At 64.8% G+C, this 14,031-nt stretch carries 12 protein-coding genes and 1 pseudogene; all 13 read left to right on the plus strand.

Annotation, left to right across the window (positions count from 1 at the left end; translation table 11 throughout):
• Window positions 1-38 precede the first annotated feature (38 nt).
• The 13 genes and pseudogenes from O0879_RS27770 (at window position 39) to rbsD (ending at window position 13,939) form a co-directional block, all read left to right on the plus strand.
• Window positions 39-2,300: a YgiQ family radical SAM protein gene (locus O0879_RS27770; protein WP_289900575.1), complete on the plus strand. Its 2,262-nt coding sequence runs from the start codon at window positions 39-41 to the stop codon at window positions 2,298-2,300.
• Window positions 2,301-2,581: 281 nt separating this feature from the next.
• Window positions 2,582-2,689: pseudogene (locus tag O0879_RS28610) on the plus strand (zinc-ribbon domain-containing protein); the annotation flags it as partial.
• 222 nt (window positions 2,690-2,911) lie between these two features.
• Complete coding sequence (locus O0879_RS27780) at window positions 2,912-3,649, plus strand: hypothetical protein (protein WP_289919865.1); 738 nt, start codon at window positions 2,912-2,914, stop codon at window positions 3,647-3,649.
• 47 nt (window positions 3,650-3,696) lie between these two features.
• Entirely contained in the window at window positions 3,697-4,422 is a 726-nt protein-coding gene (locus O0879_RS27785; protein WP_289919867.1) for a hypothetical protein, read from the plus strand.
• A 65-nt stretch (window positions 4,423-4,487) separates the two neighbouring features.
• Window positions 4,488-5,618, plus strand: a complete 1,131-nt coding sequence (locus tag O0879_RS27790; RefSeq protein WP_289919869.1) for a zinc ribbon domain-containing protein — start codon at window positions 4,488-4,490, stop codon at window positions 5,616-5,618.
• A gap of 9 nt (window positions 5,619-5,627) precedes the next feature.
• Window positions 5,628-6,716: a zinc ribbon domain-containing protein gene (locus O0879_RS27795; protein WP_289919870.1), complete on the plus strand. Its 1,089-nt coding sequence runs from the start codon at window positions 5,628-5,630 to the stop codon at window positions 6,714-6,716.
• A 164-nt stretch (window positions 6,717-6,880) separates the two neighbouring features.
• Window positions 6,881-7,762, plus strand: coding sequence for an EamA family transporter (locus O0879_RS27800; RefSeq protein ID WP_289914041.1), 882 nt, complete (start codon window positions 6,881-6,883; stop codon window positions 7,760-7,762).
• A gap of 232 nt (window positions 7,763-7,994) precedes the next feature.
• Window positions 7,995-8,930: a sugar ABC transporter substrate-binding protein gene (locus O0879_RS27805; protein WP_251351573.1), complete on the plus strand. Its 936-nt coding sequence runs from the start codon at window positions 7,995-7,997 to the stop codon at window positions 8,928-8,930.
• Window positions 8,931-9,014: 84 nt separating this feature from the next.
• The gene (locus O0879_RS27810; protein WP_289919872.1) at window positions 9,015-10,565 is read left to right on the plus strand and encodes a sugar ABC transporter ATP-binding protein; all 1,551 of its coding nucleotides are present in this window, start codon (window positions 9,015-9,017) and stop codon (window positions 10,563-10,565) included.
• 18 nt (window positions 10,566-10,583) lie between these two features.
• Window positions 10,584-11,555 carry an ABC transporter permease gene (locus O0879_RS27815; protein WP_099666105.1) on the plus strand — a complete coding sequence of 324 codons (972 nt, stop codon included), beginning with the start codon at window positions 10,584-10,586 and terminating at the stop codon, window positions 11,553-11,555.
• Window positions 11,556-11,569: 14 nt separating this feature from the next.
• Window positions 11,570-12,628, plus strand: coding sequence for a LacI family DNA-binding transcriptional regulator (locus tag O0879_RS27820; protein ID WP_289919873.1), 1,059 nt, complete (start codon window positions 11,570-11,572; stop codon window positions 12,626-12,628).
• Window positions 12,625-13,533 carry a ribokinase gene (rbsK, locus tag O0879_RS27825; protein ID WP_289906992.1) on the plus strand — a complete coding sequence of 303 codons (909 nt, stop codon included), beginning with the start codon at window positions 12,625-12,627 and terminating at the stop codon, window positions 13,531-13,533. Before O0879_RS27820 ends, rbsK begins: the two co-directional genes overlap by 4 nt.
• A 13-nt stretch (window positions 13,534-13,546) precedes the next feature.
• Window positions 13,547-13,939, plus strand: coding sequence for a D-ribose pyranase (rbsD, locus tag O0879_RS27830; RefSeq protein ID WP_099666108.1), 393 nt, complete (start codon window positions 13,547-13,549; stop codon window positions 13,937-13,939).
• Window positions 13,940-14,031 lie beyond the last annotated feature (92 nt).

Raw genomic sequence — 14,031 nt, forward strand, 5'->3', positions numbered from 1 at the left:
AGCGGTCTGCCCGCGCTGCCGTGGCGCCTTTCCTGCCGATGTCGCGTGCCGAGATGGACACGCTGGGCTGGGACCAGTGCGACGTCATCCTCGTCACGGGCGACGCCTACATCGACCATCCGAGTTTCGGCATGGCCCTGGTCGGCCGCCTGCTCGAAGCGCAGGGTTACCGCGTCGGCATCATCAGCCAGCCGGACTGGCTGTCGGCCGACGCGTTCCGCATCCTCGGCAAGCCGCGCCTGTACTACGGCATTACCGCCGGCAACATGGATTCCATGGTCAACCAGTACACGGCCGACCGCAAGATCCGCTCCGACGACGCCTACACGGCGAACGCGGAACCGAACAAGCGCCCGGACCGCGCCGTCACGGTGTACGCCCAGCGCGCGCGCGAAGCGTATCCCGACGTGCCCATCGTCATCGGCAGCATCGAAGCGTCGCTGCGCCGCATCGCCCATTACGATTACTGGTCGGACAAGGTCCGCCGTTCCGTCTTGCCCGATTCCAAGGCTGATTTGTTGATCTTTGGCAATGCCGAGCGGGCGCTGGTCGACCTGACCCACCGCCTGGCTGCCGGCGAATCGATCAAGGACATCCGCGACTTGCGCGGCACGGCCTTCATGGTGCCGTCCGGCTGGCTGCCTGGCGACGACTGGGGCGTGCACAATTCCACCCGCGTCGACGTGCCCGGCAAGATCGACCCGCACTACAGCCCGTACGAGATGGTGCAGGAAGACAAGACCGCCTGCGCCACGGAAAATGCGTCGAAGTCGGCCGAAGTCATCAAGCCGATCCGCATCATGAGCCGCGAAGAGCGCCTGGCCATGGCCAAGGAAAAGCACGACAAGACGGTGGTGCGCCTGCCCGCCTACGACGTCGTCAAGGATGACCCCGTCATGTATGCGCACGCTTCGCGCGTGTTCCATCTGGAATCGAATCCCGGCAATGCGCGCGCCATGGTGCAGGCGCACGGCGAACGCGACGTGTGGCTCAACCCGCCGCCGCTGCCGCTGGCCATGGACGAGATGGATGGCGTGTACGACATGAATTATGCGCGCGCCCCGCACCCGAGCTATGGCAAGGCGCATATCCCGGCTTGGGAAATGATCCGCTTTTCCGTCAACATCATGCGCGGCTGCTTCGGCGGCTGCACCTTCTGCTCGATCACGGAGCATGAAGGGCGCATCATCCAGAGCCGTTCGGAACCGTCGATCTTGCGCGAGATTGAACATATCCGCGATAAAACCAAAGGCTTTACGGGCACCATTTCCGATATGGGTGGCCCGACGGCGAATATGTATCGCCTCGCCTGCAAGGAAAAAGAGATCGAAGTCTCGTGCCGCCGCCTGTCCTGCGTCTATCCGTCCATCTGCGTCAACCTGGGCACGGACCACAGTAAGCTCATTTCCCTGTACCGCAAGGCGCGCGCCATTCCCGGCATCAAGAAAGTCTTGATCAGCTCGGGCTTGCGCTACGACCTGGCCGTGCGTTCGCCCGAGTACGTGAAGGAACTGGTGACGCACCACGTCGGTGGCCTGTTGAAAATCGCGCCCGAGCATACGGAAGAGGGGACTTTGTCGAAGATGATGAAGCCCGGCATCGGCGCGTATGATGAGTTCAAGGAAATGTTCGACCGTTTCTCCCTGGAAGCAGGCAAGAAGCAGTATTTGATTCCCTACTTCATCGCCGCCCATCCGGGCACGACGGACGTGGACATGCTGAACCTGGCCTTGTGGTTGAAGAAAAACAATTTCAAGCTGGACCAGGTACAAACCTTCATGCCCACGCCGATGGCCATGGCGACGACCATGTATCACACGCGCAAGAATCCTTTGCGCAAGGTCACGGCGGACTCGGAAGTGGTGGAAACGGCGCGCAGCGGCAAGATCCGCCGCACCCATAAAGCGTTCCTGCGCTACCAGGACCCGGCCAACTGGCCGATCCTGCGCGAAGCGCTGGTCAACATGGGCCGTGGCGACTTGATCGGCAATGGCGACAAGCATTTGATTCCTGCTTGGACCTCGTCCGAGTCGGGCGGCCTGGCCGCCGGCGAACGCAGCCGCCAGACGCATGGCGCCGGCACGCCGGACAAGTTCAAGGTCACGCCGGGCAAGAACCGTATCGCCCTGGGCGGTACGGCCGCGGCGCCGAAGGCGACCGCCGTCGAGTCGAAGGTGCGTCCATCGATCTTGTCGACCATCAAGACGAAGGCCAAGCCGGCCGCCGTGCCGATGGGCCGTGGCAGCAAGCCGCCAGCCAAGGGCGGCCATGCCGCGCCGGCACGGGGCGGACGCAAGTAAACGGTCCTCGGCATCCCGGGTATCGCCTGAAAACCCGGCAACGCACACAGCGTTGCCGGGTTTTTTATTATCTGCGCACCAGGATGGGGCGCGACATGCCGTGATGGCGGAATTTTTACCAATATTTAAAAATTGAATAGAGCAAAAGGCAATTTTCCCTTGTGGCAACTTGGTGTTTGAAAATATACTCGTTGAATATTTAGCCGTACGGCAACAATGCTGCCATTCTGGCAAGCGCCAGCGTACGCGACTTCCAGCGTTTAGATGAAAAGAGATGCCAATTGAAATGCCTTTCCTGCCAGGCCGAGAATAAGCCGGGCGCAAAATTCTGTTCTTCCTGCGGCACGACGTTTGCCGTTGCTCCTGCCGCCGCCGCTCCCGTGCCAGGCAAAGCCTGCGGCCAGTGCGGCCATGATTGCAAGCCGGACGCCAAGTTCTGCCCCAAGTGCGCATTCAGCTTTGCCGTGGCGCCCGTTGCCGCAGCGGCGCCGCCCCCGCTGCCGGAAGCGGTCATCGAGCCGCGCATCGAGCCGGTCATCGAGGCTGCGAGCGCACCCGTTATCGAGCCGCTTATCGAGCCCGTCACTGAGCCCGTCATTGCATCCATACCCGTGCCTGAGCCTGCCCCAGCGCCAGTGGCGGAGCCTGTCGCGCCGCCAGCGCCAGTGCTGGAAAAGCGCCGTGCCGATTCTGGCCCCGCAGCGGAACCTGCTCCCGCACCCGCCAGCGTGCCCGCAGCGGCATCCGACAGCAGCCCGGCCGGTGGCAGCCGCATCAAGCTGATCGTCGCAGCCGTCGCGGCGGTGGTGGTAGTGGGTGCGGCAGGCGGATACTATTACCTGTCAGCCAAGCCTGCCGAACCCGCGCCAGTCCCCACGCCGACGCTTCCCGCCGAAGACACGACGGCTGCCGCCGAGCAGCCGCTGGCCATCAGCGACCCTGCGCTCGATGGCGCCACGACGGCCGACCATGCCGCGACTCCTGCTGCCGAGCCTGAGCCAGCGGCAGCTCCCGCACCGGCTCCTGCTCCGGCGCCGGCGCCAGCGCCAGCGCCAGCGCCGGCGCCGGCGCCTGCACCTGCACCTGCACCTGTCGCGGAAAAACCCGCCAAGCCCGTCAAGGTGACGCCGCCAGCCGCGCCTGCCAGCAAGCCTTCCGGTCTCGAAAGCGTGATCACGGACAGCCTGTCGGAAGCGAGCCACTGCATGAGCCAGCGCAAATACGACTGTGCCATTGCCAACGCGAATGCCGTGTTGCGCATGGACACGGGCAACCGCTACGCGCTCGACATCAAGCGCAAGGCGAAAGAAGCGCAGGATAAGGCGCTGTCGCAAATCCAGATCGAGTAAGCCGCGCTGCTTGCCTTCCCCCTATTTTGATCTTTCCGGAGAATAACGTGAAAAACCTGAAACAAATGGCCAAGCCCCTGGTGGCGATGCTGGTCGTGTCCTCGATGCTGGCCGGTTGCGCCGCGCCGGGCGGCCCTGGCGCCACCGGCAATACCACTACCGCAGGCACGGACGCGGCCAGCGGCGAATGCAATACGGCCATGCTGGCCGGCATCGGCGCCGTTGTGGGCGGCTTGCTGGGCGGCGGCAACAACACCGTGCGCGGCGCGGCCCTGGGCGCCAGCCTGGGCGCGCTCGCTTGCGTGGCCTTGAATTATCAAAGCCAGCAAGTCAAGACGGCGCAGCAGGTGCAGACCGACTACAAGGTGGCCAACAAGGGCAAGCTGCCCGAGCAGTCGACCCTGGTGAAATACGAGACGGGCTTTACGCCGTCCTCCGTGCGTCCGGGCCAGAAGGCGCAGACCAATTCGTATATCGAAGTGGCGGCCGGCACGCGCGATCCGAACCCGCTGGTGGAAGAGGAATTGAGCCTGTACAAGCCAAATGGCGACTTGATCAAAACCGTGCGCAAGGTGGTCAGCAGCAATAACGGCAGCGGCGCCTACAAGGGCGGCTTCTCGATTCCCATGCCGGAAGGCGTGCCGCAGGGCATTTACCCGGTGCGCACGGCCCTGTACCTGAATAGTAAGCGCGTCGGTGGCCAGGACGTCAAGCTGCAGATCGTCCAGCGCCAGGCGCCTGTATCCGAGCTGCAACTGGCGCAGGCCTACTAACACCGTGTTACCACGGGGCGGCCAGGCAGGCCGTCCCCTTCCGATTTCCCCCTTTCAGGCTAGACATGACCATTTCCACAGAAGCAGCTAAACCTCTTCCCTTTTCTTCCGCCGTGGGCTCGCTGATCGAAGCGACCGACGCCATCAGGAACTTCCGCGCGATTGCCCTGCTGGCCCTGACCTTCATCGGCGCCATGCTCGTCGGTGGCGTGCTGACGATGCTTGCCGGCGGCATGAGCAGCGCGCTGCTGGCCTTCCTGGGCGCTTTGATGGCTTTCCTCGTGATGTTCTACGGTTCCAATGCCGTGGGCATCCTGCTGATGCGCGATGCGCAAGGCCAGCCGGGCATGAGCCTGGTGGATGCCGTGCTCGTTTCGCTGTACACGAGCCACCGTCTGATCGCGGTCGTCTTCCTTGAATTTCTGATCGTGCTGGCGGCCATGATCGCCATCGCCATCATCTTGTTCGTCTGCAAGATCCCCGTGCTCGGCCCCGTGCTGTACGCGGTCGTCTTCCCGCTGTCGGCCATCGTGCTGGGCGTGCTGGTGTTTGCACTGTTCTACGTGATGCTGCCGCTGGCCGGCCCCGCCGCCTGGTCGGGCGCCAGCGTGTTCCAGATCATTGCCCGCCTGAACCAGATCGTGCGCACCAAGCTGGTGTCCGTGATCTTGCTGGAAGTGCTGCTGTTCCTGATCACCGCGTTTGTGGCCCTGCTGATCTTTGGCGTGCTCGGTACCGGCGTGTCGCTGACCACGGGCATGTCGGCTGGCATCCTCAGTCTGGGCGAGATGAATATGTATGCGCTGGCTGCGGGCCTGGGTCGCGGCGGCTCCGGTTCCGGCTACATCGTCGCAGCCGGCCTGGGCGGCGGCTTGCTGATGGCGGCCGCGGCCGTAGTGCCTGGCCTGATCTTTACCAAGGGCGTGTGCATCATTTACCTGGACGCCACGCGCAATGTCGACTTCAGCGCCTCGGAAGCGAGCCTGAACGACGGCCTGGCTACGGTCAAGAAAAAAGCCGAGGAAGCGCGCGAGCGCGCGCGTGCCCTGGCCGAGCAGGCGAGCGCCCCCGCCGCGCCCGCCGCTGCCGCTGCACCGGCCGCCGCGCCGGCTGACAGCCTGCAGTGCCCAAGCTGCAAGGCACCGGTCGCATCCGATGATGTGTTTTGCGGCGAATGCGCGCATAAACTCAAGTAAAGGCACGCCATGGCTCACTTCTGCACCAAATGCGGCACCGCCCATGTTCCCGGCGCGCGTTTTTGCGATGAATGCGGCAAGGCCGTAAACGCCGCGCCGTCGCCCGCACCTGCGCCGTCGCCCGTCGCGCCCGTCAAGCCGACCGGTGTGCAGCGGCGCCACCTCCTCCTTGCCGGCGGCGTGCTGGCGGTGGTCGTCGTGGCCGGTGGCGCACTGGCGTGGTTGCTGGCGCCAGAGGCAGCCTCGTCCAGCAGTTTCAGCCGCGCCATCGATGCCCACCTGGCGGCCGACGAGGCGGCGCGCGACAAGTTGCTGTGCCTTGCCAACTTGCCGTATCAGAAGGAAGAGATCCGCGTGGCGTCGTACGACAGTTCCACTCGGCAATGGCTGGATATCCTCGTGCGTAGCGGGCTGTACAACACTCCCGTTGAACAAGGCAGCGGCGGCTGGGTTGCGCAATCGCAATTTGTCTACGCGCTGGCCGCGCCGGGCAAGGCGGCCTTGCGCGGCGACAAGCTGTGCGTGGCCAAGGGCGTGAAAGTGGCCAAGGTCAGCGGCTACGATCAGGTGCGCGACCTGGGCGAACAGCAGGTGGCGATGGCCAAGGCCACCCTGGCGTTGACCGATGAGGCGGCGTGGTTCGCCAAGTCGCCGGACCGCGCATTGATCCTGCAGCGCTTGCCGGACGGCGACCTGGAAGTGCGGCTGCCGCTGGCGCTGGTCGACAAGCAGTGGCAAGTCATCGACCAAGCGCAGATGAGCCAGGCGGCCATGACCGGCGTGATGGGCAAAGCGCGGGCAGGGCAGGGCGCGGGCATGCTGGACAAGCTGAAGAGCGTGTTCAGCTTTGGCGGCCACCCGGCGGTGGGGAAATGGCAGGCGGCGATGGGCAATGTCCTGGAATTTACATGCGACAGCGTGATCAATAACGGGACCTCGACCAAGGCCACCTTTACCACCAAGGGCAATACCGTGACGATCGCACCGGAAGGCGCGGGCGAAACGGCCATGGACATTATCGTCAGCGACGATGGCAGCACGGCACAGATCAGCATGGGCGGCATGCGGGTGACGACGCTGCGCCGCATGCGCGATTAGGCAGCTGTCCAGGCGGCGCAGCTTGCCGCCTTGCAGCATTCCAGAAGCCCGGCCATGCCGGGTTTTTTTTCGCCGCCGACCAGGCAGGGGAGGCAGGTATTTATCTTGACATCAAGATAGTTCGCGCCCACACTGGTCTTTTATCTTAATGTCGAGATAGTTTCATGGCCTCTTCCTTTGCCCGCCCCGCCTGGGGCGATATTCTGCTCACGGCGCTGGCGCCCCTGATCTGGGGTTCCACGTATATCGTCACGTCCGAACTGCTGCCGCCGCACCGGCCCTTCACGGCAGCCCTGATCCGCGTGCTGCCGGCCGGTCTGCTGTTGCTGCTGCTGATGCGGCGCCTGCCCGCACGGCGCGACTGGGGCCGCGTGCTGATCCTGTCCGCCCTGAATATCGGCGTCTTCCAGGCGCTGCTGTTCGTCGCCGCCTACCGCTTGCCGGGCGGCCTGGCGGCCGTGGTGGGGGCCATCCAGCCGCTGCTGGTGATGGGGCTCGCCTGGGGCGTGGAAGGGCGCCGGCCGGCCCGCCTGGCCCTGGGCGCCAGCGTGCTGGGCGTGGCCGGCATGGGCGTCTTGCTGTTGTCGCCACGCACGGTGTGGGAACCCATCGGCATCGCCGCCGCGCTGGGCGGCACGGCTTGCATGGCGGCCGGCACTTACCTGACGCGGCGCTGGAAGCCGGACTTGCCCGTGCTGGCGCTGACGGGCTGGCAATTGCTGCTCGGCGGCCTGATGCTGGCGCCCGTCGCCTGGCTGGCTGACGCGCCCTTGCCGGCACTGTCCTGGCAGCAAGTGCTGGCCTACGCCTACCTGTGCCTGGCCGGCGCCCTGCTGGCATATGCCTTGTGGTTCCGCGGCATCGCCCGCCTGTCGCCCGTGGCCGTGTCCTCGCTGGGCTTGCTCAGCCCCCTGATGGCCGTCGTGCTGGGATGGGCCTTGCTGGGCCAGGCCATGACGGGCTGGTCGATGCTGGGCTTGCTGCTGGTGCTGGCCAGCGTGCTGGCGGTGCAGTGGGCCAGCGCCCGTCCCGCAACAAAGTCCTGACTTCCGCGTATTTCCCTCCGGCAGGCTGATGGCATCAGCCTGCCTGTTTCCCTCTGGGCGCTCCCTTTTTGCTGCACCGCACATACAGTTTTGCTTGCACTGATATGGGGCATTGAGGCACTATTCGCTTCGCGCAAACGTTTGCGCGCAACGAATTTCCTAAAAAGCATGCAGTACACGTGCTTGACCAACAACTCTGGAGACGCTCATGACATCCCGTATTCGCCTGAAAATGATTGCCGCCGCTGTCCTGGTGTGTGCCTTGCCCGCCGTGCCGGCGATGGCGCAGACACCTGCCAAACCAAAGGTGGCGCTGGTGATGAAGTCGCTCGCCAATGAATTTTTCCTGACCATGGAAAATGGCGCCAAGGCGCATCAGAAGGCGAATGCCGCCAAGTACGACCTGCTGTCGAACGGCATCAAGGATGAAACGGATACGTCGAGCCAGATCAAGCTGGTCGAGCAAATGATCGTCTCGCGCGTCAACGCGCTGGTGATCGCGCCGGCCGACTCGAAAGCGCTGGTGCCGGTGCTGAAGAAAGCCATCGACGCGGGCATCATCGTCGTCAATATCGACAACAAGCTCGACGCTGGCGCCCTGAAAGAGAAGGGCATCACCGTGCCGTTCGTCGGCCCGGACAACCGCAAGGGCGCCAAGGTCGTCGGCGACTACCTGGCGCAGCAAATCAAGAAGGGCGACCCCGTCGGCATCATCGAAGGCGTGTCCACCACCTACAATGCGCAGCAGCGCACCCTGGGTTTCCAGGATGCCATGACGGCCGCCGGCGCCAAGGTGGTCAGCGTGCAGTCGGGCCAGTGGGAAATCGCCCCCGCCAACACGGTGGCCGCCGCCATGCTGAACGCCAATCCGAATATCAAGGCTTTGCTGTGCGGTAACGACAACATGGCCATCGGCGCCATTTCCGCCATCAAGGCGGCCGGCAAGACGGGCAAAGTGCTCGTCGTCGGCTACGACAACATCAACGCCATCAAGCCGATGCTGGCCGATGGCCGCGTGCTGGCTACCGCCGACCAGTTCGGTTCGCAACAAGCCGTGTTCGGCATCGAGACCGTGCTGAAAGCCCTGGCGCAGAAGAAGAAACAGGCCGAGCTTGGTGGTGTCATCGAAACCAAGGTCGAACTGGTCGCCAAGGGCGCCAAGTCCTGATCGTTTGATCCCGCCGGGGCCGGCGCCCGCTTGCTCACCGAGCAGGCGGCGCCGGCCCCGCCGCCACTACCGCGGAGTTTTATCATGCCCACCGACATTCCCCCGGCGCCAGCCGCCATCCCCTTGTTAACGCTCGATAACATCGGCAAGTCCTATGTCGGCCCCGTCCTCGGTGGCGTGGGCCTGCGCTTCGCCCCTGGCCAGGTGCTGGCGCTGACGGGCGAGAACGGCGCGGGCAAGAGCACCTTGTCGAAGATCATCTGCGGCCTGGAGCAAGCCACCACGGGCACGATGCTGCTCGACGGCAAGCCTTACCAGCCCGCCTCGCGCGGCGCCGCCGAGGCGCTGGGCATCCGCATGGTGATGCAGGAGCTCAATCTGATTCCCACCCTGTCGATCGCGGAAAACCTGTACCTGAAGAATTTGCCGCAGCGTTTCGGCTTCATCGACCGTACGCGCCTTGAGCGCGACGCGCGCGAACAGATGGAAAAAGTGGGCTTGGGCGGCCTCGACCCGTGGACTTTGGTCGGCGAACTGGGCATCGGCCACCAGCAAATGATCGAGATCGCGCGCAATTTAATTGGCGCTTGCCGCTTGCTGGTGCTCGACGAACCGACGGCCATGCTGACGCACCGCGAAGTGGAATTGCTGTTCCTGCAGATCGAACGCCTGAAGGCCGACGGCGTGTGCATCATCTATATTTCCCACCGCCTGGAAGAACTCAAGCGCGTGGCCGACCGCATCGCCGTGCTGCGCGACGGCCAGCTCGTGTGCGACGACGATATCGCGGGCCACTCCGCCGCCGACCTGGTCAGCCTGATGGTGGGCCGCTCGGCCGACGACGCCGTCGACCTGAGCGGCCGCACCATCGGCGCACCGCTGCTGCGCGTGCGGGGCCTGGCGCGCTGCAAGGTCGTCAACCCGACCTCGTTCGACTTGCGCGCCGGCGAAATCCTCGGCATCGCCGGCTTGATCGGCTCGGGCCGCACGGAATTGCTGCGCCTGATCTTTGGCGCCGACCGCGCCGACGCCGGTGACGTGTTCCTCGGCGACAGCGCAACGCCCGCCGCCTTGCACTCGCCGCAGGCCGCCGTGCAAGCGGGCATCGCCATGATCACGGAAGACCGCAAGGGCCAAGGCTTGCTGCTGCGCCAGTCCATCGCCGTGAATACGACCCTGGCGTCGCTCGACACCGTCAGCGGCGCTGGCTGGCTCAACGACGCGGCCGAAGCGACGGTGGCCGATGACTATATCCAGCGCCTGGGCATCCGCTCGCGCAACAGCGCGCAAACGGTGGCCGAATTGTCCGGCGGTAACCAGCAAAAGGTGGTGATCGCCCGCTGGCTGTACCGCGACTGCCCCGTCATGCTGTTCGACGAGCCCACGCGCGGCATCGATATCGGCGCCAAGTTTGATATTTATCAGGTGCTGGCCGAACAGGCGCGCCAGGGCAAGGGCCTCGTCATCGTGTCGAGCGACTTGCGCGAACTGATGCTGATCTGCGACCGCATCGCCGTCATGAGCGCCGGCAGCATCGTCGACACCTTCGAGCGCGGTGCCTGGAGCCAGGACGCGCTGCTGTCGGCCGCCTTCTCCGGCTATTTGACCCCCACTTCCACTCCAGCTGCGGCCTGATCCGCCGGAAAGATTCCCATGACCACCAACTCCTCTCCTTCGTATCTGCAGCGCAGCCTGGCCGACCTGAAAAACTATGCGGGCCTGATCGGCGCCCTGGTCGCCATGTGCGTGCTGTTCTCGTTTGCCAGCGAAAACTTCTTCACGCTCGCCACCCTCAGCACCCTGTCGAACAATATCCCGACCCTGGTGGTGATGGCCGTCGGCATGACGTTCGTGCTGATCATCGGCGGCATCGATTTGTCCGTCGGTTCCGTCATGGCGCTGGCCGCGTCCGTGCTGTCGCTGGCCGTCGTGCACTGGGGCTGGCCCGTGTGGAGCGCGGCCCTGCTGGGCATGTTCGTCGCCGCCCTGTGCGGCGCCACCACGGGCCTCATTTCCGTCGGCTGGCGCATTCCCTCGTTCATCGTCTCGCTGGGTGTGCTGGAAATGGCGCGCGGCATGGCGTATCAAGTGACGAACTCGCGCACGGAGTACATCGGCAGCGCCGTTGACGGCATCAGCTCGCCAATCGCGTTCGGCCTGTCGCCCGCCTTCATCGCCTCGATCGCCATCGTCGTCATCGGCCACCTGGTGCTCACGCGCACGGTGCTGGGCCGCCACTGGATCGGCATCGGCACGAATGAGGAAGCCGTGCGTTTGTCCGGCATCAATACAAAACCGTCGAAGGTGCTGGTGTTCGCCCTGATGGGCTTTCTTGCCGGCGTGGGCGCGCTGTTCCAGGTGTCGCGCCTGGAAGCGGCCGACCCGAACGGCGGCGTGGGCATGGAATTGCAAGTGATCGCCGCCGTGGTGATCGGCGGCACGAGCCTGATGGGCGGGCGCGGTTCCGTCATCAGCACCTTTATCGGCGTGTTGATCATCTCCGTGCTGGAAGCGGGCCTGGCGCAAGTGGGCGTGTCGGAACCCGTGAAACGCATCGTCACGGGCCTGGTGATCGTCGCCGCCGTGGTGCTCGACACCTACCGCCGCCGCGGCGAACGCGCCTAAGCGCCACATCGCCCATGGCAACCATCAAGCAAGTGGCGCAGGCGGCGGGGGTGTCGTTTACCACCGTGTCGCACGTCCTCAACAATACCCGCCCCGTCAGCGACGAGGCGCGCCGCGCCGTGCTGGCGGCGGCGGAGCAATTGCATTACGTGCCCAGCGCGCTGGCGCGTTCCCTGCGCAGCCGCAGCACGGGCACCATCGGCCTGATCATTCCCAACAATACGAACCCGTATTTTTCGGAAGTGGCGCGCGGCATCGAGGACAGCTGCTACGCGGCCGGCTACAGCGTCATTTTGTGCAATTCCGATGACGACCCCGTCAAGCAGCGCGATTACCTGAACGTGCTGCTGACCAAGCGCTGCGACGGATTGATTTTGTCCGCGCTGGCCGACAGCGACGGCGAATTGCTGCGCAAGATGAAGGTGCCGGCCGTGCTGCTCGACCGCGCGCCCAGCGACCTGTCCATCGATGCCGTGGCTGTCGACAACCGCGCCGGCGGCGTGCTGGCCGCGCGCCATTTGCTGGGCCTGGGACGCCGGCGCCTCGCCTGCATCGCCGGTCCCCGCGAAGTGAGCATTTCCAACGACCGCATAGCCGGCGTGCGCAGCGCCATGGCGGACGCCGGCGTGGTCCTGGCCGACGCCCTGTGCCGCCACAGCGATTTTACGAGCGCGGGCGGCTATGCGGCCGCGCTGGACTTGCTGGCGCTGCCGCCAGACCAGCGCCCCGACGCCTTGTTCTGCTGCAACGACCTGATGGCCTTCGGCGCCCTGCGCGCCGCCGCCGAGCGGAGCATTGCCGTACCGGGCGAACTGGCCGTCGTCGGCTTCGACGATATCGACCTGGCCAGCTTCGTGCATCCGGCCTTGACCAGCGTGGCGCAAAATACGCGCGAACTGGGCCGCATCACGGCCGCCTGCCTGCTGGCGCGCATCGCCGACCCCGCCTTGCCGCGCCAGCAGCGCAGCATCGCCCCGGAATTGCACGTGCGCGGCTCCAGCGCGGCCGTCACGTTACCTTCTTCCGCACCTACTTCTTCACCTGCAACTGAACTGATGGGAATGACATCATGATCGTGGTTATCGGCAGCATCAATATGGACCTGGTCTTGCGCGTACCGCGCATGCCCCTCCCCGGCGAAACCCTGACGGGCGGCGCCTTTCGCACCATTCCTGGCGGCAAGGGCGCCAACCAGGCCGTGGCCTGCGCGCGCCTGAGCGGCAAAGTGGCGGGCGCCCAGCAAGTGGCCATGGTCGGATGCGTGGGCGACGACGCGTTCGGCGCGACGTTGCGCGCGGCGCTGGTCGGCGACGGCATCATCGATAGCCACATCACCACCTTGCCGGGCGTGGCGTCCGGCATCGCCTCGATTCTTGTCGATGACAATGGCCAGAACAGCATCGTCATCGCCGGCGGCGCCAACGATCTGTTGAGCCCGGCACACATTGATGCGGCGCAAGGCTTGATCGAACAGGCCGATATCGTCGTGCTGCAGCTGGAAACGCCGATGGCCACCGTCGTGCATGCGATCAAGCTGGCCCGTTCGCTGGGCAAGACCGTGGTGCTGAACCCGGCCCCGGCGGCCAGCCTGCCGGACGGCGTGCTGGAACTGGTCGACTACCTGATACCGAATGAAATCGAAGCGGCCATGCTGGCCGGCGTCAGCCCGGATGGCGCGGATGCCAAGGCGCTGGCCGCCGCGCTGCAAAAGCTGGGCAGCGACAACGTCATTATCACCCTGGGTTCCAAGGGCGTGCATGCGGCCCTGTACGGTGGCGATTACACCTTCCCCGCCGAAGTGGTGCAAGCCGTCGACACGACGGCCGCCGGCGACACCTTCATCGGCGGTTTTGTGGCGGGCCTGGCGTCCGGCATGGACGAGGCGGAAGCGATCCAGCAAGGCCAGCGCGCGGCTGCCTGGAGCGTCACCAAGCCCGGTGCGCAAACCTCGATCCCTCACTTGCACGAGCTGTTCTAACGACACGACGCCCATGAAAAAATCACCGCTGCTCAATATCGCACTGTCGCAACTGATCGCGTCGCTCGGCCATGGCGACATGCTCGTCATCGGCGACGCGGGCTTACCGTCGCAGCCGGGCGTGCCCCTGATCGACCTGGCCTTGACGCGCGGCATCCCTGGCTTCATCGATACCGTCAACACGGTATTGACTGAAATGCAGGTGGAATACCATTTGCTCGCCAGCGAGTTGCCGCAGCATAATCCGGCCATGGCGGCGCAGGTGGCGGCCTTGTCCCTGCCCGATGCGCGCCAGGTGACGCATGAGGAGTTCAAGCAATTGAGCAAGGGCGCGCGCGCCATCGTGCGCACGGGCGAGTGCAGTCCGTACGCCAACATCATTTTGGTGGCCGGCGTCGTGTTCTAGCGCAAACAATGGCGACATTGTTTGCCAAAAACATCAACGCTATTGTCCTCACTGAAATAGTTATCCATTGGCAAAAGGGGCGGCTACAATAG

The organism is Janthinobacterium sp. SUN120 (assembly GCF_030397735.1).
Lineage (GTDB): Bacteria > Pseudomonadota > Gammaproteobacteria > Burkholderiales > Burkholderiaceae_D > Janthinobacterium > Janthinobacterium kumbetense.

What these genes read in the sequence shown, in the direction of transcription:
- O0879_RS27770 (WP_289900575.1), top strand. Translation starts at nt 39, where the DNA reads ATGTCGCGTGCCGAGATGGACACGCTGGGCTGGGACCAGTGCGACGTC.
- O0879_RS27790 (WP_289919869.1), top strand. Translation starts at nt 4,488, where the DNA reads ATGACCATTTCCACAGAAGCAGCTAAACCTCTTCCCTTTTCTTCCGCC.
- O0879_RS27795 (WP_289919870.1), top strand. Translation starts at nt 5,628, where the DNA reads ATGGCTCACTTCTGCACCAAATGCGGCACCGCCCATGTTCCCGGCGCG.
- O0879_RS27800 (WP_289914041.1), top strand. Translation starts at nt 6,881, where the DNA reads ATGGCCTCTTCCTTTGCCCGCCCCGCCTGGGGCGATATTCTGCTCACG.
- O0879_RS27805 (WP_251351573.1), top strand. Translation starts at nt 7,995, where the DNA reads ATGATTGCCGCCGCTGTCCTGGTGTGTGCCTTGCCCGCCGTGCCGGCG.
- O0879_RS27810 (WP_289919872.1), top strand. Translation starts at nt 9,015, where the DNA reads ATGCCCACCGACATTCCCCCGGCGCCAGCCGCCATCCCCTTGTTAACG.
- O0879_RS27815 (WP_099666105.1), top strand. Translation starts at nt 10,584, where the DNA reads ATGACCACCAACTCCTCTCCTTCGTATCTGCAGCGCAGCCTGGCCGAC.
- O0879_RS27820 (WP_289919873.1), top strand. Translation starts at nt 11,570, where the DNA reads ATGGCAACCATCAAGCAAGTGGCGCAGGCGGCGGGGGTGTCGTTTACC.
- rbsK (WP_289906992.1), top strand. Translation starts at nt 12,625, where the DNA reads ATGATCGTGGTTATCGGCAGCATCAATATGGACCTGGTCTTGCGCGTA.
- rbsD (WP_099666108.1), top strand. Translation starts at nt 13,547, where the DNA reads ATGAAAAAATCACCGCTGCTCAATATCGCACTGTCGCAACTGATCGCG.